This is a genomic window from Buchnera aphidicola (Nurudea shiraii) (genome assembly GCA_039829955.1).
GTDB lineage: Bacteria > Pseudomonadota > Gammaproteobacteria > Enterobacterales > Enterobacteriaceae > Buchnera_B > Buchnera_B aphidicola_AY.
Map to the genome: position 1 here is coordinate 255,074 of CP140035.1, position 26,712 is coordinate 281,785.

The 26,712-nt window shown below is 25.5% G+C and carries 23 protein-coding genes, 3 tRNA genes and 1 rRNA gene; 17 read left to right on the top strand and 10 right to left on the bottom strand.

From position 1 onward, the window contains the following. Window positions 1-26: 26 nt before the first annotated feature. Window positions 27-1,730 carry a proline--tRNA ligase gene (locus tag U0T63_01115; protein XBC39437.1) on the bottom strand — a complete coding sequence of 568 codons (1,704 nt, stop codon included), beginning with the start codon at window positions 1,728-1,730 and terminating at the stop codon, window positions 27-29. A 214-nt stretch (window positions 1,731-1,944) separates the two neighbouring features. Between U0T63_01115 and flhB the strand changes: the two genes are divergently transcribed. Then, entirely contained in the window at window positions 1,945-3,090 is a 1,146-nt protein-coding gene (flhB, locus tag U0T63_01120; GenBank protein XBC39438.1) for a flagellar biosynthesis protein FlhB, read from the top strand. Further along, the gene (gene flhA, locus U0T63_01125) at window positions 3,091-5,199 is read left to right on the top strand and encodes a flagellar biosynthesis protein FlhA (GenBank protein ID XBC39439.1); all 2,109 of its coding nucleotides are present in this window, start codon (window positions 3,091-3,093) and stop codon (window positions 5,197-5,199) included. It abuts the gene before it with no gap. Between the two features lie 183 nt (window positions 5,200-5,382). Here flhA and argS read toward each other — a convergent pair whose 3' ends face one another. Continuing rightward, entirely contained in the window at window positions 5,383-7,110 is a 1,728-nt protein-coding gene (gene argS / locus U0T63_01130) for an arginine--tRNA ligase (protein XBC39440.1), read from the bottom strand. A gap of 360 nt (window positions 7,111-7,470) precedes the next feature. On the opposite strand from argS, the gene U0T63_01135 reads away from it, so the two are divergent. From U0T63_01135 to U0T63_01145, 3 genes are all read left to right on the top strand, one after another. After that, window positions 7,471-9,025: ribosomal RNA gene (locus tag U0T63_01135) — 16S ribosomal RNA — on the top strand. Window positions 9,026-9,084: 59 nt separating this feature from the next. After that, window positions 9,085-9,158, top strand: a tRNA-Ile gene (locus U0T63_01140). A gap of 33 nt (window positions 9,159-9,191) precedes the next feature. Next, window positions 9,192-9,264, top strand: a tRNA-Ala gene (locus U0T63_01145). A gap of 3 nt (window positions 9,265-9,267) precedes the next feature. On the opposite strand, the gene gloB is transcribed toward U0T63_01145, so the two are convergent. Together gloB and rnhA are read right to left on the bottom strand one after the other, a co-directional pair. Beyond that, entirely contained in the window at window positions 9,268-10,029 is a 762-nt protein-coding gene (gene gloB / locus U0T63_01150) for a hydroxyacylglutathione hydrolase (protein ID XBC39441.1), read from the bottom strand. 41 nt (window positions 10,030-10,070) lie between these two features. Continuing rightward, on the bottom strand, window positions 10,071-10,532 hold the full coding sequence (rnhA, locus tag U0T63_01155) for a ribonuclease HI (protein ID XBC39442.1): 462 nt from the start codon (window positions 10,530-10,532) through the stop codon (window positions 10,071-10,073). Window positions 10,533-10,568: 36 nt separating this feature from the next. On the opposite strand from rnhA, the gene dnaQ reads away from it, so the two are divergent. The 4 genes from dnaQ to grpE all read left to right on the top strand — a co-directional run bounded on the left by dnaQ (window position 10,569) and on the right by grpE (window position 12,902). After that, a complete protein-coding gene (gene dnaQ, locus U0T63_01160; protein ID XBC39443.1) occupies window positions 10,569-11,291 on the top strand; it encodes a DNA polymerase III subunit epsilon in 723 nt (240 codons plus the stop codon). A gap of 64 nt (window positions 11,292-11,355) precedes the next feature. Then, window positions 11,356-11,429 (top strand) — tRNA-Asp (locus U0T63_01165). Between the two features lie 343 nt (window positions 11,430-11,772). Further along, a complete protein-coding gene (gene gpt / locus U0T63_01170) occupies window positions 11,773-12,243 on the top strand; it encodes a xanthine phosphoribosyltransferase (GenBank protein ID XBC39444.1) in 471 nt (156 codons plus the stop codon). A 101-nt stretch (window positions 12,244-12,344) separates the two neighbouring features. Then, on the top strand, window positions 12,345-12,902 hold the full coding sequence (gene grpE / locus U0T63_01175) for a nucleotide exchange factor GrpE (protein XBC39445.1): 558 nt from the start codon (window positions 12,345-12,347) through the stop codon (window positions 12,900-12,902). A gap of 90 nt (window positions 12,903-12,992) precedes the next feature. On the opposite strand, the gene U0T63_01180 is transcribed toward grpE, so the two are convergent. After that, window positions 12,993-13,277, bottom strand: coding sequence for an RnfH family protein (locus U0T63_01180; GenBank protein XBC39446.1), 285 nt, complete (start codon window positions 13,275-13,277; stop codon window positions 12,993-12,995). 126 nt (window positions 13,278-13,403) lie between these two features. Between U0T63_01180 and smpB the strand changes: the two genes are divergently transcribed. Further along, window positions 13,404-13,883: an SsrA-binding protein SmpB gene (gene smpB / locus U0T63_01185; GenBank protein XBC39447.1), complete on the top strand. Its 480-nt coding sequence runs from the start codon at window positions 13,404-13,406 to the stop codon at window positions 13,881-13,883. 44 nt (window positions 13,884-13,927) lie between these two features. Beyond that, the gene (tadA, locus tag U0T63_01190) at window positions 13,928-14,386 is read left to right on the top strand and encodes a tRNA adenosine(34) deaminase TadA (protein ID XBC39448.1); all 459 of its coding nucleotides are present in this window, start codon (window positions 13,928-13,930) and stop codon (window positions 14,384-14,386) included. A 17-nt stretch (window positions 14,387-14,403) separates the two neighbouring features. Here tadA and acpS read toward each other — a convergent pair whose 3' ends face one another. The 5 genes from acpS to lepA all read right to left on the bottom strand — a co-directional run bounded on the left by acpS (window position 14,404) and on the right by lepA (window position 19,283). Then, window positions 14,404-14,784 (bottom strand): holo-ACP synthase, encoded by a 381-nt coding sequence (gene acpS, locus U0T63_01195; protein ID XBC39449.1) that lies wholly within the window; start codon window positions 14,782-14,784, stop codon window positions 14,404-14,406. 116 nt (window positions 14,785-14,900) lie between these two features. Then, a complete protein-coding gene (gene era / locus U0T63_01200) occupies window positions 14,901-15,764 on the bottom strand; it encodes a GTPase Era (protein XBC39450.1) in 864 nt (287 codons plus the stop codon). After that, on the bottom strand, window positions 15,761-16,441 hold the full coding sequence (rnc, locus tag U0T63_01205; GenBank protein XBC39451.1) for a ribonuclease III: 681 nt from the start codon (window positions 16,439-16,441) through the stop codon (window positions 15,761-15,763). The genes era and rnc overlap by 4 nt, the downstream gene beginning before the upstream one ends. Window positions 16,442-16,537: 96 nt before the next feature. Continuing rightward, a complete protein-coding gene (gene lepB, locus U0T63_01210; GenBank protein ID XBC39452.1) occupies window positions 16,538-17,275 on the bottom strand; it encodes a signal peptidase I in 738 nt (245 codons plus the stop codon). A 226-nt stretch (window positions 17,276-17,501) separates the two neighbouring features. Beyond that, complete coding sequence (gene lepA / locus U0T63_01215; GenBank protein XBC39453.1) at window positions 17,502-19,283, bottom strand: translation elongation factor 4; 1,782 nt, start codon at window positions 19,281-19,283, stop codon at window positions 17,502-17,504. A 294-nt stretch (window positions 19,284-19,577) separates the two neighbouring features. On the opposite strand from lepA, the gene mnmA reads away from it, so the two are divergent. From mnmA to U0T63_01245, 6 genes are all read left to right on the top strand, one after another. Then, window positions 19,578-20,687 carry a tRNA 2-thiouridine(34) synthase MnmA gene (mnmA, locus tag U0T63_01220; GenBank protein XBC39454.1) on the top strand — a complete coding sequence of 370 codons (1,110 nt, stop codon included), beginning with the start codon at window positions 19,578-19,580 and terminating at the stop codon, window positions 20,685-20,687. 38 nt (window positions 20,688-20,725) lie between these two features. Then, complete coding sequence (locus U0T63_01225) at window positions 20,726-21,367, top strand: DUF489 family protein (GenBank protein XBC39455.1); 642 nt, start codon at window positions 20,726-20,728, stop codon at window positions 21,365-21,367. Between the two features lie 42 nt (window positions 21,368-21,409). Beyond that, the gene (purB, locus tag U0T63_01230) at window positions 21,410-22,798 is read left to right on the top strand and encodes an adenylosuccinate lyase (protein ID XBC39456.1); all 1,389 of its coding nucleotides are present in this window, start codon (window positions 21,410-21,412) and stop codon (window positions 22,796-22,798) included. A gap of 171 nt (window positions 22,799-22,969) precedes the next feature. Beyond that, window positions 22,970-23,548, top strand: coding sequence for a transglycosylase SLT domain-containing protein (locus U0T63_01235; protein ID XBC39457.1), 579 nt, complete (start codon window positions 22,970-22,972; stop codon window positions 23,546-23,548). 93 nt (window positions 23,549-23,641) lie between these two features. Beyond that, window positions 23,642-24,427 carry an SDR family oxidoreductase gene (locus U0T63_01240; GenBank protein ID XBC39458.1) on the top strand — a complete coding sequence of 262 codons (786 nt, stop codon included), beginning with the start codon at window positions 23,642-23,644 and terminating at the stop codon, window positions 24,425-24,427. Window positions 24,428-24,539: 112 nt separating this feature from the next. After that, complete coding sequence (locus U0T63_01245) at window positions 24,540-26,486, top strand: exoribonuclease II (GenBank protein XBC39459.1); 1,947 nt, start codon at window positions 24,540-24,542, stop codon at window positions 26,484-26,486. Window positions 26,487-26,712 lie beyond the last annotated feature (226 nt).

The window sequence follows — 26,712 nt, forward strand, 5'->3', positions numbered from 1 at the left end:
TACATAAAATAATTTAACCACGTCTTTTATGCTGATGTTATTTTTTGTACAAGTATTGAAATTATTATGCTTTTTAAAACAATTTCTCTTTTATTTTTAGACCTATCGTGATATTCCACTTTACCATCTTTTATAAGATTTTCACTAATTATAATATTATATGGTATTCCTATAAGTTCCATTTTAGAAAACATTATTCCAGGACATTCGTCTTTGTCATTTAAAATTACTTCAATATTATTTTTGCGCAGTTTATGATAAATTATTTGTGATTCTTGTTGAACTTTTTTAGATTTATAAAAATTAATAGGTATAATAGCTACTTGAAATGGTGCTATAGAAATAGGCCAAATGATTCCTTTTGTATCATTATGTTGTTCGATAACAGAAGATATGGTTCGCGTAATTCCAATTCCGTAACATCCCATTTTTAAGAATTTTTTATGACCAGTTTGGTCTCGAATTTCTGCTTTCATTATTCGAGAGTACTTTTCTCCTAATTGAAAAATATGTGCTATTTCAATGCTTTTTTTAATTTTTAATTTTCCTTTTCCATCAGGACTAATATCGTTTTTTACTACGTTTCTGATATCAAAACTTTTAGGAATATCTAAATCTTTATTCCAATTGACATTATTAAGAAATTTACCTGTAATATTAGATCCTATAGTAAAATTTTCAAGAGAGATTACTGAAAAATCAGCTATGACAGGTATATTTAATCCAATAGGTCCTATGAATTCGTGTGTAGTTCCTGTTATATCTAGTATTTCTTCTTTAGAAGCTAATTTAATAGGAGGTGAAATAACATTTGTATTTAATAGTTTAGTTTCATTAATGGTAAAATCTCCACGTATTAATATTGCTAAAAATTTATTTTTTTTAAATTTTATTAATATTGTTTTAATTGTGTTTTTATTTAATAAATTACATTTTTTTGAAATATATAATGAAGTTTTCGAAAGAGAGTTATTTTTAAAAGTATTTAATACGCTATTGTTTTTAGATTCTATTTTGTAAGTAGCTACTTGTATATTAGCTGCATAATTAGATTTATTTGATAATGCAATGATGTCTTCTCCATTTTCGCTTAATGCTTGAAATTCATGTGATTTAACCCCTCCTATTGTTCCTGAATCTGCTTTTACAATATGAAATTTTAAATTCATTTTTAAAAATATGTTTTTGTAGGTATCTTGTATTAAATCATAAGTATTTTGAAGAGATTCTACGTTAGTATGAAAAGAATATCCGTCTTTCATAATAAATTCTCTAGATCGTATTACTCCGCAACGTGGTCTAATTTCATCTCGAAATTTAGTTTGAATTTGATATAACAATAATGGAAGTTGTTTGTATGACTTAAGTTCATGACTAATAAAATTTGTTATTAATTCTTCATGAGTTGGTCCTAATATAAATTTACTTTTTTTTCGATCTAATATTTTAAATAGTTCTAGTCCATATATGTTGTTTCTGTTGCTTAAATTCCATAAATTTTCAGATTGTAATATTGGCATTTTAATTTCTAGTGCATTAAGTTTGTTCATTTCTTGTCGAATTATTTTATTTACATTGTTTAATATTCGTATTCCTGTAGGTAGCCAAGTGTATATTCCTGATGCGTGTTGTCTGATTAGTCCTGCGCGTAACATTAATGTATGACTAATACTATTTGTATTTTTAGGATTTTCTTTTAATGTTGAAAATAGATAATTTTTAGCAAGCATTTATTTTGATTCTCAAGTAAAATAATGTTCGTAATATATTTACAAATCTGTAGGACATTTGTAGAAATTTAAAATTTTAGTTTTTATTCTGTTTATAGTTATATTTTAGAATTATTTTAAATATTTAAATTGAATTTAACATAACGATATGTTTTGTTTTTAGTAGATAATATATTATATATTAAATACATTATTTAATAAAAAGGTAATAATTTTGAGTAAAGACAATAGTGAAGAAAAAACGGAAAGTCCTACAAGTTATCGATTAAAAAAAGCTAAAAAAGAAGGTAACAAACGATATTTTCGAGAATTAAATATGTTTTTGATTTTAATATGTGTTTTGTTTATTTTTTGGTTTAATCGAAATTATATATCTATTGTTTTCGAAAATATTATGCGTTCTCATTTAACTTTTAATAGTGATATTATTAAAGAAGAATTTGTTTCAAATTGTAACTTATTTTCGTTAGTAAAATTTAATATTTTTTATTTATTAAAAATTATTTTTTTTCCTATTTTTTTAGTGATATTGCTTTCAATAGTTTTCAGTAATTCGAATTTTAGTATTAAGTGTTTAAAATTTGATTTTGAGAAATTAAATCCTATTGAAGGAGTAAAAAAATTGTTCTCAAGTCAAGTTATTGTAGAATTGATTAAAACACTTTTAAAACTAATTTTAGTGAGCTATGTATTGTATATTTACATGTTTGATTTTTTTTTTAAATCTTTAAATTTTATGGATAGAAATATTATTTTTGTATTGAAAAAAGGATTTTTTTCAATTTTTTTGTGTGTTTTAACTATTTTAGTAGTAATGATTCCTATTGTATTATTTGATTTTTTTTGGGTAACATATTGTTTTTATAAGAAACTTAGAATGACTCGCCAAGAAATAAGTGACGAGTTTAAAAAAATGGAAGGTAATCCTCATATTAAATCTCGCATTCGAAGAACGATGCGAACAACAGCACGTCGTCGTATGCTGTCTAATGTTAAAAAATCTGATGTTATTATTATGAATCCTATACATTATGCTGTCGCATTACAATACGATAAAAATAATATGAGTGCACCTAAAATTATAGCTAAGGGATCTGGAAAATTGGCTTTTAAAATTAAAAATATAGGCAATAAATACTCTATTCCTATTTTTTTTTCATTTTCGTTAGCGAGTGTTTTATATCATTATACAGATGTTGGACAATATATACCAAATACATTATACGCCGCTGTTGCAGAAGTATTAGCTTGGGTGTGGAAAGTTCAAAATTGGAAAGAAAAGGGTGGAATTTTTCCTCAACAACCTAACGATTTTTTTATTCCTTTAAAATTACATAGTTTAAAAAAGGATAAAAATTAAATGGCTAAAACTTCATTATTATCTAATATTTTAAAACAATTAAGTTTAATAAAATGGCAAATATTAGCTGGACCTTTTTTAATTTTAATTATTTTATCAATGATGGTTTTACCTTTAGCTCCGTTTATTCTAGATTTATTATTTACTTTTAATATTTCTATTTCAATTGTTATATTATTAGTTTCGATGTTCACAGTTCATACATTAGAATTTACTGCTTTTCCCATAGTTTTATTATTTTCTACGTTATTGCGTTTAGCATTAAATATTGCATCTACAAGAGTTATTTTACTTTATGGACATATAGGATCTTATTCTGCTGGAAATGTAATACAAGCATTTGGGCATTTTTTAGTAGGCGGAAATTTTGCAATAGGCATAGTTGTATTTGTAATTTTAGTTATTATAAATTTTATGGTAATTACGAAAGGAGCAGGTCGTATAGCTGAAGTAGGAGCAAGGTTCACATTAGATGGTATGCCAGGAAAGCAAATGGCAATTGATGCTGATTTAAATGCAGGATTAATTGGAGAAAAGGAAGCAAAAAAACGTCGCTTAGAAATTGCACAAGAAGCTGACTTTTATGGTTCTATGGATGGAGCGAGTAAATTTGTTCGTGGAGATGCTATTGCTGGAATATTAATTATGGCAGTTAATATTATTGGAGGATTGATTGTTGGAATTTTTCAGCATAATATGTTATTTTCTGAAGCAGCTAAGGTATATACGATATTAACTATAGGAGATGGTTTAGTAGCTCAAATTCCTGCTTTAGTAATTTCTACAGCTTCTGGTGTTATTGTAACACGTGTCAGTACAGAACAAAATGTAAGTGAACAAATGATTAGTCAATTATTTTATAATCCAAGAGTAGTATTATTAAGTGGAATTGTTTTGGGGATTCTTGGACTAGTTCCTGGTATGCCTAATATTATTTTTTTATTATTTACTAGTTTATTATTTTTATTGTCTTGGTTATTGTATAAACGCCCTGAACCACTTAGAGCGTTTTCTTTAAGTAATAAGCAAGATGACCGTGTGAGTTCTTATGACAATGTTCGAGACGCTACTTGGAATGACGTACAATTAGAAGATTCTATAGGAATTGAATTAGGACATCAACTTATATCTATGGTGCAAAGTAAATCAGAAAATAATTTACTAAATAATATACGTAGTGTTCGAAAAGAATGTGCTAAAAAAATTGGATTTTTACCTCCTTTGATTCACATTAGGAACAATATTTATTTACCTCATGATACTTATCGTATATTAATTAAAGGAATTGAAGTAGGAAGGGGAGTAGTACAACTTAATAAATTTTTAGCTATTGATACAAATAATACATTGGATGTATTACCAGAAAAAGAAACTATTGATCCTACTTTTGGTTTCAAAGCATTCTGGATTGATTATTCTTTGTTAAATCATGCAAAGAATAAAGGATATAATGTTGTTCAAGATTATACTATTATTCCCACTCATCTAAATAAAATTATTTTGGATAATGCTAGTAAATTATTCGGAAGACAAGAAGCTCAGCAATTATTAGATTATGTTGGGAAATATTTTCCAAAACTAATAGAAGATTTAGTTCCAAATATAATTAGTTTAACAGTATTTCATAAAGTTATTCAAAACTTATTATTAGAACATGTTCCTATTAGTGATATGCAAACTATTTTAGAAGCTCTTATAATTAATTCTCCTTCTCATAAAAATGATGTTGAAATATTAACGAGTTTAGTAAGAATTTCTTTACAAAAACTTATTATTCAAAAAATTTTTAAAGATAGTGAAATCAAAGTGATGAGATTAGGTAATAAGTTAGAAAGCATATTGCTTCAGACTTTGAATAGTGAAAGCAATAACGCTAAAAATAATGTATTAGAACCAGGATTATATCAGTATTTTTTACAAGAATTAAAGAAAAATATTGATAATCAAATTTCATTACGTAACCAAGCAGTACTTTTAGTAAATCATAAATTACGTATGTATTTGTCGAAAATGTTATTAAAAATCTTTCCTAATTTGATTATTTTATCTAATTTAGAGTTAGAAGAAAACGATAAAAAAATACATGTTATTAGTGTTTTGGGATCTTAAAGATTTATTTTTTGTAATATTTAAGTGACACGATTAGTTTATATTTTCTGTTGTTTTGAGGGTGCATATTTATAAATTTATACATATCACTTTAATATGTTTAAACATTTAATTTTAAACATTAATATTAAAAGTAATTTTTTATAAAAATTTTGTATATTATATTGTATATAATATACAATTTTACATATAGTTAATTGTTGAAATTCCAATAATATTTAATCCTTTTTTGAGTGTTCTTGCAGTTAAAAAAGTTAATAATAATCTACTATTACGTATTTCAACATCTTTAGAAAGTAAAATAGAACAGTTTTCATAAAATTTTGAAAATAATATCGAGAGTTGATATAAATAGAGACACAATATATGAGGCATTCCTTTATCAGCTGTATCTAAAATTATTTCTTCGAATTCTAATAATTTAGCACCCAGTTTATTTTCGAATATATTTGATAATTTGATTGTTCCTTGTAAGCTAAACATAGAAACGTTTAATTTTTTAAAAATTGATAGTATTCGAGTATATGCATATTGTATATAAGGGGCTGTATTTCCGTTGAATGATAATATGTTATCCCAGTTAAATACGTAATTAGTTGTTCTATTTTTAGATAAATCAAAATATTTTATTGCTCCAATTCCTATTCTTTCAGCTAAAAAGTTTAGTTTTTCTTTAGAGATTTTAGGATTTTTGTGTTTTGCAATAATTTTAGCTCTTTTTATTGCTTCTTTTAATAAAGAAGATAATTTAATGTTATTTCCAGATCGTGTTTTAAAAGGACGATTGTTTTCAGATAGTATCATTCCAAACATATGATGTTCTACTTTCATATGATTCGGAATATAACCAGCTTTTTTTCCTATTTCTATTATTTGCATCAAATATTGATTTTGTCTTATATCAATATAATACAGAATTTTGTCAGCATGAAGAATTTCATATCGATATTTTAAGCATGCTAAATCAGTGGTGGAATAAAGAAATCCTCCATCTTTTTTTTGAATAATTACCCCCATTGAATTTCCATTTCTATTTTTAAAATTTTTTAAAAATACTATTATTGCACCATTATGTTTTACAGCTATTTTTTTTTGTTGTAGATCTTTTACAATATCGAATAGCATGTTTTTATAGAAACTTTCTCCTATAATATTTTTATTGGTTAAAGTTACATTTAGAGTTTTATAAATTTTTTCATTTTGTTTAATAGTAGTTTGAACAATTTTCTTCCAAATTTTTATACAGGATTTATTTTCAGATTGTAATTTTTTAGTGTAATTCTTTACTTTTTTCAAGAATATCTTGTCGCATTCATATTTTTCTTTTGCTTTTTTATAAATTTTTTCATAACTAATATCATGTAAAGTATTATTTTCATTGTGATATGTTTTTAGATAAGCTATTATCATTCCAAATTGCGCTCCCCAATCTCCAATATGATTTATTCGTATGACATTATGTCCTAAGAATTCCATAATTCTTGCTATAGCGTCCCCTATTATAGTGGAACGTAAATGACCTACATGCATTTCTTTTGCCATATTAGGTGATGAATAATCTATAATAATATTTTTAGGTTTTACATAATCTATATTTAATCTCACTGATTTTATTTTTTTTTCTAGTTTTTTCTCTATCCAAACTTTGTTTAAAAAAATACTTATAAAACCAGGTTGAGATACTAAAACTTTTTTATAAATTTTGTGTTTACGTATATTTAACGCGATATTATTAGCTAAATCAAAAGAATTTATACTTAGTTCTTTTGCTATTTTTATTATTCCATTAACCTGATAATTCCATGTTTTTTTATGATAAGTATTATGAACAACAAGGTATTTTATATTTTTTATTCCGATACGTGTTAGTGCTTGAGTGACATGTTTTTTTAGTATTAATTTTATATTCATAATTTCATCTTTGTTTATTAAATTTTTTAAGTTAAATGTGATTTTGAACTATCAGATATATTTTATAATAGATTATAAAAAATTTTCAATTTATATAATTAATAATTAAAGTACGTAGTAATTGAGTGTTATAGATTTTTAGATTGTTGTTATGTTAAGTTTTTAATAGAAATTATATATAAATTAAAAAATTTATTTTTAAAGTTGTTGACAATGAAGATAAAAAGTGTAATTATGTAAAAAGTTAAAAAAATGTTCTTTAAAAATATATCAGAAAATTTGTGTGGGCACACTAAAATTTAAGAATAAAATGTTTAATATTTACTTATGTAAATTATTTTCTTTTTTATAAATTAATTTTAATTGAAGAGTTTGATCATGGCTCAGATTGAACGCTGGCGGCAAGCCTAACACATGCAAGTCGAGCGGCATCGAAAGAAAATGTTTTTTATTTTCTTGTCGGCAAGCGGCAAACGGGTGAGTAATATCTGGGGATCTGCCTAAGAGAGGGGGATAACTATTGGAAACGATGGCTAATACCGCATAATGTTGAAAAACCAAAGTAGGGGACCATTCTGGCCTTACGCTTTTAGATGAACCCAGACGGGATTAGCTTGATGGTGGGGTAATGGCTCACCAATGCTACGATCTCTAGCTGGTCTGAGAGGATGACCAGCCACACTGGAACTGAGATACGGTCCAGACTCCTACGGGAGGCAGCAGTGGGGAATATTGCACAATGGGCGAAAGCCTGATGCAGCTATGCCGCGTGTATGAAGAAGGCCTTAGGGTTGTAAAGTACTTTCAGCGGGGAAGAAAAAAAGTTTATCTAATAAATAAATTTTTCTGACGTTACCCGAAGAAGAAGCACCGGCTAACTCCGTGCCAGCAGCCGCGGTAATACGGAGGGTGCGAGCGTTAATCAGAATTACTGGGCGTAAAGAGCACGTAGGTGGTCTTTTAAGTCAGATGTGAAATCCCTAGGCTTAACCAAGGAACTGCATTTGAAACTGATAGTCTAGAGTATCATAGAGGGAGGTAGAATTCTAGGTGTAGCGGTGAAATGCGTAGATATCTAGAGGAATACCTGTGGCGAAAGCGGCCTCCTAAATGAATACTGACGCTGAGGTGCGAAAGCGTGGGGAGCAAACAGGATTAGATACCCTGGTAGTCCATGCTGTAAACGATGTCGACTTGGAGGTTGTTTCCTAGAGAAGTGACTTCCGAAGCTAACGCGTTAAGTCGACCGCCTGGGGAGTACGGTCGCAAGGCTAAAACTCAAATGAATTGACGGGGGCCCGCACAAGCGGTGGAGCATGTGGTTTAATTCGATGCAACGCGAAAAACCTTACCTGGTCTTGACATCCATAGAATTTTCTAGAGATAGAAAAGTGCCTTCGGGAACTATGAGACAGGTGCTGCATGGCTGTCGTCAGCTCGTGTTGTGAAATGTTGGGTTAAGTCCCGCAACGAGCGCAACCCCTGTCCTTTGTTGCCATCGGTTCGGCCGGGAACTCAAAGGAGACTGCCGGTTATAAACCGGAGGAAGGTGGGGATGACGTCAAGTCATCATGGCCCTTACGACCAGGGCTACACACGTGCTACAATGGCATATACAAAGAGACGCAACTCTGTAAAGATGAGCAAATCTCATAAAGTACGTCGTAGTCCGGACTGGAGTCTGCAACTCGACTCCACGAAGTCGGAATCGCTAGTAATCGTAGATCAGAACGCTACGGTGAATACGTTCCCGGGCCTTGTACACACCGCCCGTCACACCATGGGAGTGGGTTGCAAAAGAAGCAGGTATCTTAACCGATTTTTTCGGATGGCGCCTTCCACTTTGTGATTCATGACTGGGGTGAAGTCGTAACAAGGTAACCGTAGGGGAACCTGCGGTTGGATCACCTCCTTACAAAGATAATTCTTAATTTTAAGTTGTGCCCACACAAATTTTCTGATTGGCTTTAAAGCAGGCTTGTAGCTCAGCTGGTTAGAGCACACCCCTGATAAGGGTGAGGTCGGTGGTTCAATTCCACTCAGGCCTATTTAATTTCATTTTTTGTTTTAGAAATTTATGAGGGGCTGTAGCTCAGATGGGAGAGCGCCTGCCTTGCACGCAGGAGGCCAGCGGTTCGACCCCGCTTAGCTCCAAATTTAACTTTTATACCTTTCTTTCATTTTTCTTAATGTTGATAAAATATTTAGTTCTAACATTAAATCTTTATGAATTTTTGTAGATTTTTGTACAAAACTTTTGTTTAAATTCAAAAACGGATTAATTTTTTTTTCTATTTCAAGATTACTAGGTAATGTACATTGATTTTTTAAATAAAGTTTTTTAGTCTTTTTTAAGAAATTAGATATTTCTTGATTTTCTGAACAAATGGATTTAGAAAATTTCAAATTGTTTAATGTGTATTCATGAGATGGATAAATTAAAGTATTTTGTGGTAATCTTGAAATTTTTTTAAGTGAAGTGTACATTTTTATAATCATTCCATTTTTTATTTTGCCACACCCCCCGGAAAATAATACATCACCACAAAATAAATGGGGCTTTATATAATAAGACACATGTCCAGATGTATGACCTGGGGTAAAAATAATTTTAAACTTGTAGCCTAAAATAGAAATATAATCATTTTCTTTACATATTTTGTTAATTCCAAAATTTTTTGTTTCTTTAGGTCCATATATATATAATTTTGGATATGATTGCAACAATTTTTTAATCCCTCCAATATGGTCTTGATGACGGTGTGTAACTAAAATAGCTATTGGGTATAAATTATGTTTTTTAATAAAATTTAAAACGGGAATGTAATCACCTGGATCAACGATGATACAAAATTTGTTGTTGTTTATAATTACCCAAACATAGTTATCGTTTAATATAGGAATGTATGTAATTTTCATATTTTGATTTAATTATTTATAAAAGTATTTGTATTTTAAAATTATGATATATATCCAATATCTTCCGAAGTAGGATGTTTAGCAGAATTTTGTGCTAAAGTATTACATTTTTCATTTTCTATATGCCCTGAATGACCTTTTATCCATTTCCAAGTGATTTGATGCAAATATGAAATATTGCTTAATCTTAACCATAAATCAATATTTTTAACTTTTTTATTATGTGTAGTTTTCCAATTATTTAATTTCCATTTTTTTATCCAAAGTACGATTCCATTTTTTACATATTGGCTATCAGTAAAAATTTCAATAATACATGGTTTTTTAAGTTTTTCTAAAGCTTTTATAACTCCCATCAATTCCATACGATTGTTTGTAGTGCAATAAAAACCTGAACTAATAATTAGTTCGTATTGATTATATTTAATAATTGAACTATATCCTCCTGGTCCAGGATTTTTTAAACATGATCCATCTGAAAATAATTTAATATAAGGTAACATACTTGTATTTCCTCATAACTATAATTTATAAAATATATGAAAAAAAAAAGAAAAATTGTTTTAGATACTGAAACAACTGGAATTAATTTTTCAGGACGTTTTTATGATTCTCATAAAATAATAGAAATAGGAGCAGTAGAAATTGTTGATAATTGCGTTACAGGAAATGATTTTCATTCATACATTTGCCCTAACAGATTAATTGAAGAAAGTGCTTTTAAAATTCACGGTATTTCTAATGATTTTTTATTAAATAAGCCTAAATTTTTTGAAATAGCTCAAAATTTTTTAAAATATATTGAAGGTTCTGAATTAATTATTCATAATTCTAAATTTGATGTTGGTTTTATTAACTATGAATTAAGTATGTTAGATTTACATATTAAAAATATTTTGGATCTGTGTAATGTTACCGATACATTGACAATAGCAAGAAGAATGTTTCCAGGTAAAAAAAATACTTTAGACGCTTTATGTTCACGATATAAGATTAGTACATATAAAAGAAATATTCATAGCGCAATTCACGATGCTCAGCTATTAGCTAAAGTATATATATTTATGACAAATCGTCAAGAGCCTTTGCCGTTTTCTATAGAAAGTAACTCTTATTTTCAAAATAAGAGCAAATTTAAATCTTCTAATAATATTAATCTAAAATTTTTTTCAGCAACAAAGCAAGATATTGTTAATCATAACGCATATTTAAAACATATGATTAAAACATCAGGAAAGTGTATTTGGATAAATAAAAAGTAATATGAAACTGTATTGACAGAAATAAAATTAAATTATATAATTTTATTAGAGTTAGTAGTATTATGGTGCGGTAGTTCAGTAGGTTAGAATACCGGCTTGTCACGCCGGGGGTCACGGGTTCGAATCCCGTCCGCACCGGTTTTAGATTTTAAAATCATAACATATCTTCTCTCCTAAATAATTATTTTTAAAAATAAAATTATAATTGACAAATAAATAAAACTATTAAAATAATACATTATAAATAAAACAATATTAACTTTAAACATGTGAGCTTTTATTTAATAGTTAATATTCTTTAAAATAATTAAAAAGTTTTTATTGTTAGAAATTACACAAACTATTATCAATATGAAAATTTAAAGTTTTTAATTTTTTATCTAATTTTGTTTTAAAATATTGAAAAATAATTTTAGCATAAATCTGGTAATTTTTTGTTTAGTTCAAAAAATTATATAAAATTACGTTATTGTGAGTTTATATGAGTAAGAAATACATTGTTACTTGGGATATGCTACAAATTTATGCTAGAAAATTAGCTTATAAGTTACTTCCAGCGACACAATGGGATGGTATTATTGCAGTTAGCAGGGGGGGGTTAATTCCGTCAGCACTGTTAGCAAGAGAATTAAATATTAGATTTATAGATACTATATGTATATCCAGTTATGACCATAATAATTTACGTGATTTAAGAATTTTAAAATATGCGTCTATGACTAAATTAAATGAATCAAAAATAATCGTAGTTGATGACTTGGTAGATACTGGAGGAACAGGTCAAGTAATTCGACATATATATCCCAAAGCTACTTTTGTTGCCATTTTTTCTAAACCAATGGGAAAACTATTAGTAGATAAATATGTTATAGATATACCTCAAAAAGTTTGGATTGAACAACCCTGGGATATGGGAATTTCTTATAAATCACCATTAGTTCGAGATTTTTAAAATACTAATATAAGTTTTATTTTATTAACAATATACATGTCATTTTAAAAAATATAGAAAATTTTTCAAAATATGCAATACTTTATTTTTGGAGTATAAATATGGAAGATCAATTATTAAAGCATAATGATCGTAATAATAATGAAAATTTAAAATGCGATGATATAATTTTAGAAGATAATACTAACTATATTCAAGATATCAGTATACTTAATAAGAAAATTAAAGATCTTGAGAAAAACATGTTAGATAAAACGTTATTATCAAGAGAAAAAATAAAATTATATAGACATAGAACAGATAAAGATATTGAAAATACTTATAAATTTTCTTTAAGTAATTTTATTAATGCATTGCTTCCTATTATTGATAATATTGAACGTTCATTAAAATTATTTGATAAAGAAGATAAAATCTTAAATCCTATATTTATTAAGTTACAAGATTTATTAAATTCTTTTTTAAAATTATTGCGAGAATTTGGTTTAAAAGAAATAAAAAAATCAAAAATTCCATTTAATCCTGACATACATCAAGCTATGGCTACGCAAAATTTTAAAAATATAGAAGAAAACTATGTTGTTTCAATTATGCAAGTAGGATATTTGTTAAATGGTAGATTATTACGTCCAGCAATGGTTATAGTTTCTAAATCATAAAAATAACACTTTTGAAATAATAACATTTACTATTTTCTTGCAGAAAATATAGTATTCTTATTATACGTTTTATTCTGCAAGGATATTATCTTATTTTTTATTTTTTAATAACATCTTTCTTCGCCTTAATTCTCTAGGATTTACTAATAATGGTCTATAAATTTCAATTCGATCTCCATTGTTTACTAAATCTTTTAAATTAACTATTTCACCATATATTCCTACATTGTTGTTGTTAATGTTTATTTTTATGAGATCTAAAATTTTAGAAAATATAATAGCTTCTTTGACAGAGACTTTATCTTTAAGTTTTATTTTTTTTATGTATTGTTTATTTTTTAATGCATATACAACGAGCACTTTAATAGGTTTCATAATATATTTTTGTAATTTTTATTTTGAGATATTTATAATATTTAGTTAGAATAATTAAATTTATTTGAATTAATCATAAAAACAATTATTATAAAATACTTTATATATTACAAAGGATGAAATTTTATGATAGAAAGAAAAAAATATAACAATTTAATTACAAAAATCGCTTTTAATAAAAAAGCAAAATATAAATATTTTATTAAAGAAACTTTAGAAGTAGGTTTAGTTTTATTGGGTTGGGAAGTAAAAGCTTTTAAATCAGGAAATATAAATATTAGCGATAGTTATATATCTTTTAATTCAGGTGAATTTTACCTAATTGGGGCTCAATTTAATGCTCTTCCTACAACTCAATCATATTCATCATGTATATTTAACAGAGATAGAAAAATATTGCTTAATAAACATGAAATTATGTTTTTATATCAAAAAATGTATAAAAGTGGTTATACTATAATAACATTATCATGTTTTTTAAAAAACAATTGGTGTAAAATGAAAATAGCTATTGCAAAAGGAAAAACACAACATGATAAACGTGAAGAGAAAAAACAAGCTCAATGGAATTTAGAGAAAATTAAAATCTTTAAAAAGATACGTTAATTAATATATTTAATTTTAATTAATATCATGCGTTTGAGAAAAATATGAATGTTTATGATACATACTTTATGAAAAAAGCTCTTGATTGTGCGAAATTAGCTGAAATAAAAGAAGAAGTTCCTGTTGGAGCGGTACTAGTTTTAAATAATATTATTATTGGAAAAGGATCAAATAGTTCTATTTCACAACATGATCCTACTGCTCATGCTGAAATAATAGCATTACGTTCAGGAGGAGCATTTTTAAAGAACTATCGTTTAATTAGTACGACTTTATATGTTACATTAGAACCTTGTTTTATGTGTTATGGAGCAATAATACATAGTAGAATTTCGAGATTAGTATTTGGTACAAGTTATAAAAATAAAAAAAGTTATAATTATTTTAATGCAATTTATTTAAAAAAAATAAGAAAAAACAAAATAGAAATCACAAAAAACGTTTTACACGAAGATTGTAAGAATATATTAAAATTTTTTTTTAAATATAAAAGGAAGAAATAATATTTAAATATATTATTTCATGTTTCAATGATTACGATAGAAGTAACATATAATTTTTCATCACTTAAACTGACGTAAATTGAGTTTATATTTAAATTTTTCGAAAGTATCTTTGCTTTTTTTAATAATTTAAGATGTGGTTTTCCTAAATAGTCGTGATATAATTCAAAATTATTAAATTTTATTCCGTTTTTAATTCCCGTACCTAATGCTTTTGAAGCTGCTTCTTTTGTAGAAAATCTTTTTGCTAAAAATAAAACAGGATTTTTGCTTTTTTTATATTCTGTCAGTTCATATTTAGATAGTATACGATTCGAAAATTTTTTTTCTAATTTTTGAACGATTTTTTTTATTCTTTTAATAGATAAAATATCTATTCCTATTCCAATAATGCTCATAAAATTTTTATATTTTCACTTTTCTTTTTTTTATATGGTTTTAAAAAAATTTCATTATTTAAATGTTTATAAATAAATTTCATATTTTAAAATATGCATTAAAATAAATGTTTTATTTAAATAGAAATATATTTTTTATTTTTAGTTACAAATAATGATAAATATACTGGAGTTTTGAAATGTTTTTCTAGTTCTTGTCTAGCTATAGTACTGCATAACTTTATTTTTTTTCCGTGTTTTCCAATAACAATTTTTTTATGTTGATTATTTTTTACAAATATTGCTGCTTTTATAATGTGCATTCCTTTTTTATTAACGTTAATATTTTCTAATGAAACTTGTATTGAATAAGAAAGTTCATTTCCTAGGTAAAATATAAATTTTTCTCGAATTATTTCTTCTATTTTAAAATTTAAACTACAATCTGTAATTTTGTTATTTAAAATTTTTGGTTTAGACTTTGGTAACATATTTTGAACTATACGCGATAGCAAATCGACGTTTTCTCCTGTTTTTCCTGAGATAGGTAAAATTTGTTCAAAAGAATGTTTTTTTCTTAAAAAATCTATATATGGTAGCAATACTTTTTTATTAGAAATTTTATCATTTTTATTAATAATGACTATGATAGGAGTAGTGGTATATTTAATAGTATTAAATACTAAATCATCTTCTAATGTCCAAGTAATTGCATCTAAAATAAATAATACTACTTCTGAATTATTGCATAACTTATTAATATGGTAATATTTTCTTTTTTTCATAAAGTCAAGAGCTTTATGGGAAATTCCAGGTGTATCTATATAAATTGCTTGAAAAATGTCATAATTTTGAACACCAATAATATTTTTTTGAGTAGTATGTGGTCTTTTTGAAACTATAGAAATTTTAGATTTGACTAATTTATTAATAATTGTTGATTTTCCAACGTTTGGTTTTCCAACTATTGAAATAGTACCACAATAGATTATTTGTTTCACTCTAACCCCAATTTTATTAATGCGCTTTGAGCAGCTTCTTGTTCTGCTTTTCTTCGACTTGATCCAATTCCAATTGATTTTTCGTGTATCCCAGTAATTTCACAATAAATAGTAAATAATTGATTATGCGCTTCTCCATATACTTTTTTTACTACATATTCAGGTAGAGGTAAATGTTTTGATTGTAAATGTTCTTGTAATCTAGTTTTTGGATCTTTTTGAGTATCTCCAGGACTAATTATTTCTAGTCTTTTTTTATACCATTTCAAAATTAATTTTTCTACTATATTTAGATTACTATCTAAAAATATACTTCCTATGATAGCTTCTATTGTATTTGCTAAAATTGATTCTCTTTTAAAACCACCACTTTTTAATTCACCTTGTCCTAACTGCAAATAATAACCTAAATTAAATTCGTTTGCTATTTGTGCTAAGGTATTACCTCTTACTAATGTTGCTCTCATTCGACTCATATCTCCTTCATTAACATCAGGAAAATCATGGTAAAGAGCGTTAGCTATTACGAAACTTAAAATAGAATCTCCTAAAAATTCTAGTCTTTCGTTATGTTTTTTATTTGCACTTCTATGAGTTAATGCTTGAATTAATAGTTTTTTTCTAGAAAAAGTATATCCTAAAATTTTTTGTAATTTTTGTATTACATTATAATTCATGTTTGTGGTAATCACACTAATTTAATAGTTTTTGCATTAGACAATAATTTTGTATATATTAAAGTAATAAAGAATATTAATTTATTTTGAATCATTTTAATATATACTTCCAATTCGATTAATTTTAATACTTTTTATCCAGTTTTTATTTATTTTTTCAAAACTCATCCATATGATAGTAGCTTTTCCTATTAAGTTATTATCTGAAACAAATCCCCAATATCTACTATCTAAGCTATTATCTCTATTATCACCCATTACAAAATACATGTTTTTTGGAACAATCCATACTCCTTTTTTTTGGTTGATTTGTTGAAAATACATATTTTTTTTATCAAGTATTTCCTTTGAAAATAGAATATTATATCTTAAATTTTTTAATTTTTCTGTACACGTATTTAAACGAAAAAAGATATTTTTAACATTTTCATATTTCTTGTAGTAATTATCAAAAAAGGAATATTGAGTATAATTTTTAATCTCTTGAATAAAGTTACTAGGTGTTATATTTGTATGAGGCAGTAAAAATTTTTTATTAGAATTTTTAAACTGTACAATTAAATTTTTAGATAATGAATTATATATAATTTTATCTCCGGGTAATCCAATTACTCGTTTAATATAATTTATATGAGTATTTAGAGGATATTTGAAAACTACTATGTCACCATGTTTAGGACAACTTATATTAATCCATTTAGAATGAGTAATAGGATTTTTGATTCCATAAGAAAATTTTTGTACTAATATTAGATCACCTGATAGCAATGTAGGCATCATTGATTCAGACGAAATTTTAAACGGTTCATATAAAAACGATCGAATTACAAACAATACAAGAAAAAAGGGAAACCAAGATGCTACTAACTGAATTAAATTATTAAAATATATAAATATTTTATTAATTTTCGTAGTTCCATATATTTTGTTTTTTTTTTAAGCTTATTTTTATTTTTTTTAACACCCAAAATATCCCAGTAATCCATACAAATATAAATAACAATATAATTATATTATCGTTGTTCATAAGATTTCTCGTTTTTAATTTTAGTTAAATTTATTATTTAATACAAATAAAAAAAATTTCTTGAGGTATATTTATATTTCCTATTCTTTTCATTTTTTTCTTTCCAGCTTTTTGTTTTTCTAATAATTTCTTTTTTCTAGTTATATCTCCTCCATAACATTTTTCTATAACATTTTTTCTTAATTGTTTGATAGTAGATCTTGCAATAATTTTTTTTCCTATTACTGCTTGAATGATAATGTCAAATTGATGTCTTGGAATTAATTTTTGTATTTTTTCTACTATTTTACGTCCTTGAAAAGCTAATTTTTTTTTGTGAACAATAAATGATAAAGCATCAATTACTTGATGATTGATTAATATTTCTAATTTTTGCATATCGGAAAATTGATATGATTCAAAATTATATTCTAATGAGGCGTATCCACTAGATTTTGATTTAAGTTGATCAAAGAAATTTGATATAATTTCTGACATAGGGATATTATAATCTAATAATACTTGATTTCCGTAATAAATTAAATCATTTTGTATTCCTCTTTTTTCTGAGCATAATGATAATATATTACCTAAGTATTTAGTTGGAAGTAAAATTTTACATTTAGCTATAGGTTCTTGAATTTCTTTTATTACGTTTGTTTTAGGTAATTTTGACGGAGAGTCTAAAAAGAATGTTTTATCATCATTAGTAACCACTTTATATATGACAGTAGGTTGTGTAGTTATTATTTTAAGGTCATATTCTCTTTCTAACCTAGCTTTTATGATTTCCATATGTAATAATCCTAGAAAACCACATCTAAATCCAAATCCTAATGCTACAGAAGTTTCCAATTCGTAAAATAAAGATGAATCATTTAAGCTTAATTTTTTTAGTGCATTTTTAAAAATTTTAAATTGATTTGATTGCATAGTGAATAAACCTGCATAAATTTTAGGTTTAATTTTTTCGAATCCTGATAATACATATGTTGATGGACTTTCAAAAGATGTTAAAGTATCTCCTACAGGAGCTCCAGAAGTATTTTTAATTCCACATATTACCCAACCTATTTCTCCGCATTTTAATAAGTCCTTTTTTATTTTTTTAGGAGTAAATATACCTATTTTTTCTACCAAATAAACTTTTCCTGTGCTCATAATTTTAATTTTAGATTTTTTTTTAAGCACTCCATTTTTTACGCATATTAAAGATACTACTCCTAAATAGTCATCAAACCAAGAATCAATAATTAAGGCTTGTAAATTATCATAGATGTTTCCTTTTGGAGGAGAAATATCACGAATAATACATTCTAATAGATCAATAATGCCTTCTCCAGTTTTTGCTGAGCAATATACTGCATTATTGGTAGAAATTCCTATAATTTCTTCTATGTCTTTTTTTACTTTTTTAGGATTAGAATTAGGTAAATCAATTTTATTTAATACAGGTATAATTTTTAAATTCATATTTAATGCTTTATGACAATTAGATACAGTTTGAGCTTCTACTCCTTGCGCTGAATCTACAACTAATAATACTCCTTCACAAGCAGATAAAGAACGTGATACTTCATATGAGAAATCTACATGTCCAGGGGTATCAATAAAATTTAATTGATAAATTTTGTTTTTAATTGATTTGTATTGTATCGTAACATTACGAGCTTTAATTGTAATTCCTCTTTCTTTTTCTAATTCCATTGAATCTAATACTTGAGAACACATTTCTCTTTCTGATAATCCTCCGCAAATTTGGATTAATCTATCAGAAATTGTTGATTTTCCGTGGTCAACGTGAGCAATAATGCAAAAATTTCTTATTTCTTTCATTTGATTTTATATCGCTTTTAATATGGCAAGATATTGTTATTTTAAATTAAATCAGTATTTAAAAAAATTAAATTTGCTATATATAATTTAATTTTTTTATCAATGATTTTTTAAAGTCATAAAAATTAAAATATTTGTATTTTATTTGTAGTAAATATATATATTTATATAGTAGAAATTATCTTCAAATTAGTTTATATATAATATATAATATTTTATGTTGGATGTTTTATCCATTTAAATTAACGATCTATGCATAATTATTCAATAGAATAATCTTTTAAAATTAAAAACATGTTAAAATCAAAGAAGAAAGTAATTTTGGCTATGTCTGGTGGTGTGGACTCTTCTGTATCTGCATGGATTTTAAAACAGCAGAATTATCATGTAGAAGGGTTATTTATGAAGAACTGGGAAGAAAATAATAATAAAGTTTATTGCTCTTCCAAGAAAGATTTAGAAGATGCCGAAAATGTTTGTAACCAATTAGGTATACATTTAAACAAAGTAAATTTTTCTTTTGAATATTGGAACAATGTATTTAAAAAATTTATAAAGGAATATAAGTTAGGAAGAACTCCTAATCCTGATATATTATGTAATAAAGAAATAAAATTTAAAATATTTTATGAGTTTGCTACTAACAATTTACAAGCAGATTTTATTGCTACTGGTCACTATGTATGTCAAAAAAAGATTAATGGATCTTTTTGTTTATTAAGAGGTATAGACTTAAGCAAAGATCAAAGTTATTTTTTATATGCTATTAATAAAAAAGTGCTAAAGAAATGTTTATTTCCGTTAGGTCAGTTAACTAAAAATATTGTTCGAAAAATAGCTAAACATTTGAATTTAATTGTATCTGATAAGAAAAGTTCTACTGGAATTTGTTTTATTAATCCTAAAAATTTTAATAATTTTTTGAGAAATTATATTTTTCAAAAAAAAGGAAATATAATTACTCCTCACAAAGAAGTCATAGGTAAACATAAAGGATTAATGCATTATACTTTAGGGCAAAGAAAAGGATTAGGTATAGGGGGAATAAAAGGGATAAAAAACATTCCATGGTATGTAGTTAAAAAAGATATAGTATGTAATACTTTAATGGTTTCTCAAGGTATAAATAATTGTTATTTAATGTCTATAGGATTAATAGCATATAAATTGCATTGGATTAATAATATAAAATTAAATAATCCTTTTTTATGTTCAGTAAAAATACGATCTTGTCATAAAGACGTTTCGTGCCAAATATCTTTATATAGAAAGAAATTTTTAAAAGTATTATTTAAACATCCCATATCTTCAATTACTCCAGGACAATCTGCAGTATTTTATTTATCTGAAATATGTCTTGGAGGAGGAATTATTAGAGAAAGATTACCAATGTTAACGCTTTAAAAATCATTTTATTTCAAACTTTAGGAAAAGTATAATTTGTGAATAAAAACTTCTATTCAATTATGTTATCTCTTTCTGGAATATTTCAATCTATTTCTATTGTTTGTCAGTTATCTCAAACTGGGATATGTAATTATGATGCATTTAAAATTAGTATCAATAGTATATTAAATATAAATCCTGAAACTACATTATCTGTTTATGGAAATTCAGAAAAAAATTTAAAATTAGGTATAACGACATTATTATCTTTATTAAATAATTCTAATAGTTATAAAGTTTCAGGAAGAATGTTGCGTTATATAATGAGAATAATTATTCTAGAAAAAAAATTAAAAAAAAATATCTTTTATAGTGAGATGTTATTTAAACAAATTTCTGAACTAGTTCAAAAAAATATAAATTGTATTAATTCATATGATATATTGTCTGATCAACTATCTAAAATATATTTAAGTGTTTTTAGTAAGCTAGGTTCACGTATAAAAATATTTGGTTCACATAAAGTATTAAAAGACATATTAGTACAAAATAAAATTCGCTGTGCATTACTATCAGGAATCAGATCAGTTGTTTTATGGAAGCAAGTTGGTGGAAGTTTTTTGCAACTTGTGTTTTGTAAAAATCAGATATATAGTCAAGCTAATAATGTATTTAAAAAAAATTTTTTTAACTTTTAATTATAAATTTATATTGTATACTTCAAAATAGGTAAATATATAATGATATTGTCATCTCTTACTGCTATTTCACCTATTGATGGACGTTATAGTAGTCATACTACTAAATTACGAGATATTTTTAGTGAATATGCATTTTTAAAATTTCGCGTAAAAGTTGAGTTATTATGGCTCAAGAAATTATTAGAATTACATGAAATAAAAACATCTTTAAACGAAAATGTAGTAATTAATTGTTATCTTGATGAAATCATAGATAATTTTAGTGAAAATGATGCTCAAAATATAAAAAAATTAGAAAAAACTATTAATCATGATGTAAAATCTATCGAATATTTTTTGAAAGATAAGCTTTTTAAAATATTAGGACAACATAAGATTATTAATTTCGTACATTTTTTATGTACTTCAGAAGATATAAATAATTTAGCTTATTCACTCATGCTAAAAACTGCTAGAGATAAAATAATTATTCCACGTTGGAAAAATATTATAAAAGAAATAAAGAAAATTATATCTAATTACTATAACTTTCCTATTTTATCACGTACTCATGGCCAACCAGCTACTCCATCTACTATCGGAAAAGAAATGGCTAATTTTTCTTACAGGATAGAACGTCAATTAAGACAATTGAAAAATATAAACTTATTAGGAAAAATGAATGGTTCTACTGGGAATTACAATGCACATTATGCCGCTTATCCTAGTATTAATTGGCATCAAGTTAGTCAAGATTTTGTTTTATCTCTTGGATTAATTTGGAATCCTTATACTACTCAGATTGAGCCACATGATTATATCTCAGAATTCTTTAGTTGCATATCAAGAGTTAACACAATTTTAATCAATTTTAATCAGGATATGTGGGGATATATTTCTTTAAATTATTTTATTCAAAAAAATAATCATAATGAAGTCGGATCGTCTATCATGCCACATAAAATAAATCCTATTAATTTTGAAAACTCTGAAGGCAATTTAGGTCTTGCAAATGCTATGATTGGTTATTTTATTAATAAATTACCAATTTCACGTTGGCAAAGAGATTTAAGTGATTCTACAGTTTTACGAAATATAGGATCAGCAATAGCATATTCAATTATAGCGTATGATTCTTTTATAACTGGAATACGAAAATTAAAAGTGAATGAAGTACAACTATTAGAAGATTTAGATAAACATTGGGAAATATTAGCAGAACCTATTCATACCATTATGTGCAAATATGGAATAAGAAATGCTTATGATCAATTGAAAATTTTAACAAAAGGAAAAAAAATTAACTCAGCTATTATTCATAGTTATATTAATAGTTTAACTATTCCAGAAGAAGAAAAATTACAATTAATTCAATTAACACCAATGAATTATTTAGGGTTATCAACAAAATTAGCAAAAAATTTTAAAAATCAGCAATATCACGAATAAGAAAATACTATGTTTATTCATATCACAGAGTAATTTTGCATTTTTAGATACTAATATATGCAAAAATTTCATTGTTTTTATATAATTTAGTTAAATTTAATTTCAAATAAAAGTTATATATATGACGATATTTCTAAAAAAAAAATATTAATAGTATTCATTATTTTTCATATGATATTATGTTCTGGATTTAAAACATTTGAAAAAAATCCTAGCAAGTGTTATGAAAAACAGACATATAATTATTTTTGTAAAATTAATTTCGTTAATTTTTTTTCTAAAATAATTCAACAATCTTCCAAAAAATATAATGTAGATCCCAATTTGGTCAAATCTATTATTTGTGTTGAGTCATCTGGAAATATAAAAGCTATTAGTCGTTCCAAAGCAATTGGATTAATGCAAATTAAGCAATTTAGTGCAGGAAAAGAAGTATATCGTTTCCAGGGAAAATCAGGTCAACCTTCTATTTATGATTTATATAATCCTAAAACTAATATTGAAATAGGAACGGCATACATTCACATTTTACAAGAAAAGAACTTGTCAGGAATTCATAATTTAGAAATTTTAAGGTATGCTACTATTGTGTCATACTCAAATGGACCAAATATGTTATTAAAAATTTTTTCTAATAATAGATTGTCAGCAATAAAAAAAATAAATAAACTAAAAAAACAAGAATTTTTAAATTATATAAAAAAAAACACCCAGAATTGCAAGCTTGGAAATATCTTGAAAAAGTTATAATGGTATATAATTCATGTAATTTATGAATTATTAAAATTATTTAAAATTTTATATTGTTTTAATATTTCAAAATTTTTATAAGGTTTCAAAAGTATGGGTTTTATGAAAGGTAAAAAGATTTTAATTACAGGAATAACAAATCGATATTCTATAGCTTTTGGAATAGCAAAAGCGATGATTTCACAAAATGCTACTTTAGCATTTACATATCATTTAGATAAAGTTAAAGAAAAAGTACGTTCTTTATCAAAAGAATTAGGGGTAAAAATTATATTTCCATGTGATGTTTCTAGCGATGAAAGCATTAAAAATTTATTTTTTAATATATCTAAAAAATGGAAAAGATTTGATGGATTAGTACATTCTATTGCTTTTTCTCCAAAACATCAAATGTCTGGAGACTATGTAAATAATATAAATAGAAATGATTTTTTAAAAGTACATGATATAAGTTCTTATAGTTTTGTAGGAATGGTAAAAGAATGTCGATCTATGTTAAGAAAAAATTCTTCTCTTTTAACTTTGAGTTATATAGGTTCTAAAAGAGCAATTTTAAATTATAACATAATGGGTGTTGCTAAAGCTTCTTTAGAGTCAAATGTTAGATATATGGCTAGTAGTATGGGAGTTGACGGTATTAGAGTAAATGCTATTTCATCTGCTCCAATAAGAACATTATCTTCCTATGGAATTAAAAATTTTCATAAAATATTAAATCATAGTAATACTTTAACTCCTTATGCTCACTTAGTAACTACCAAAGATATAGGAAATACAGCAGCATTTTTATGTTCTGATTTGTCGAAAGGTATTACTGGACAAATTATTTATGTAGATGGGGGGTTTAACATTACTACTTCAAATTTTTTAGAAAAATAAATATATTTGTAAATAAATTTAAAATTTATAATTTTTAAAAAGTTTTATATTATTAATTTTAAAATATTAAAATTAATTTTTATTTCATTTACTACGTACAGGTTTTATAAATATGTTTCATAATCACCCACTACTTTCGAAGTTAAAAAGAAAGTTGAACTCTAAAATACCTCGTGTAGAAGGAATAGTAAGGAGCACGAATAAAGGATTTGGATTTTTAGAAATTAATTCAAATACTAGTTATTTTATACCTCCTAAGAATATGAGAAAAGTAATGCATGGAGATCGTATTATAGCTCAAATAAAAATTGAAAATTTTAGAGAAGTTGTTTATCCGGAAAAATTAATAGAACCTTTTTTATCTCATTTTATTGGTCAAATACAACGACTTAAAGAAAAAGTGTATATAAAACCTGATTTTCCATATTTGAAAGAACCTATCATGTGTATAAATTTTGATTCTCTGAAAGAAAATATTCAAAATGGAGATTGGGTAATGGCTGTTTTAGTTCAACATAGATTAAAAGGCGACAATCAATTTTCTGTTAAATTAATAAAATTTGTTGCAAAAAATCATAATCCATTAGTTCCATGGATTGTAACTTTATCACGTCATAAATTGGAAATGTCAGAACCTAAATATAATGCTCATGAAATTGTGTTTGATAATAATAGCGAAAGGATAGATTTAACTAATTTACATTTCATTACTATTGATCATTGTTCTACAAAAGATATTGATGATGCTGTGTTTATAAAAAAAAGTTCTTCAGGTATTTATAGTTTAATTGTAGCTATTTCTGATCCTACTTCTTATGTTTCTTTAGAAAGTACATTAGATAATATTGCGTTACAGAGGGCATTTACTAATTATTTACCTGGTTTAAATATTCCTATGCTTCCTAAAATTTTGTCTGAAAATAAATGTTCATTAAAAAAAAACACGCGTCGTCCCGTTATTGCTTGTCAAATTTCATTTGACTGCAGTGGAAATATATTATATAAAAATACTCATTTCTTTTTAGCATGGATCATGTCTAAAGCACAGTTATCCTATGATTCTGTTTCAGATTGGTTAGAACATAAGGAAAAAATAACATGGCGTCCAGAATCTGATTTAATTTCTAATCAATTACATTTATTGCATGAATTATGTAATTTACGTACTCGATGGAGAAAAAAGTATGCACTGTTATTTAAAGAACGTCCAGAATATGTTTTTAAATTATCGAATACTTTTGAAATATTGAAAATATATGTTGAACCGAGACGAATAGCACATAAAATTGTCGAAGAAGCTATGATAGCTGCTAATGTATGTGCAGCAAGATTATTATCAGATAAATTAGGTTTTGGAATATATAATACACATTCTGGTTTTGAACCTAGTAATTTCAAGTATATTACGGAATTATTGTCTGAATTTGGAATTTCATCTAATGTAGATGAACTTCATACTTTAAAAGGATTTTGTAAACTTAAAAATATATTAGATAATGTTTCAAACGATTATCTTGATATCAGAATTAAAAAACTTTTATCTTTTGCAGAAATCAATAACATACCAAGTCCTCATTTTGCTTTAGGGTTTCCAGTATATGCTACATGGACCTCACCTATTAGAAAATATAGTGATATGATTAATCATCGTCTTTTGAAAATAATCATTACAGGAAAAGGAAAGGCTTTTTCTCCTAGACGTGATATCTTGAACAAGATAAATGACAAACGTCGTCGAATAAGAATGGCAGAACGAGATATAGAAAATTGGTTATATATTATTTTTTTTAAAAATAAGAATTATAAAAATAAAATTTTTAAAGCTAAAATAGTTGATATATTTCGAGGAGGAATGAAAACTAAATTGTTAGAAAACGGAGCAAATGTATTTGTACCAGCTTCTTTTTTGCATAATACAAAAGATGAATTAATTTGTGATCAAGAAAAAGGAATTGTGTATGTCATGGGGGAAAAATATTACACTGTTTCTGACATTATTAAGATTATGGTAATAGATGCTAAAATAGAAACAAGAAGCATTATAGGAAAGCCGATTTAACATAATAATATTATATATGATACAAGTGATATTTTATGTTTTATATAAAATCTTATCAAAAAAGATCTTATGTGAAATAATTATAAATTAAACATATTTAAAATTAATTTAACATATTCAAGATTTTCAAATTTACAAATTAACATAATATATTTAATTGTTTTGACAAATCATTATCAATTTTGTATTAAATATCGTTAATTTCGTTCATTTTTTAATTTTTAAT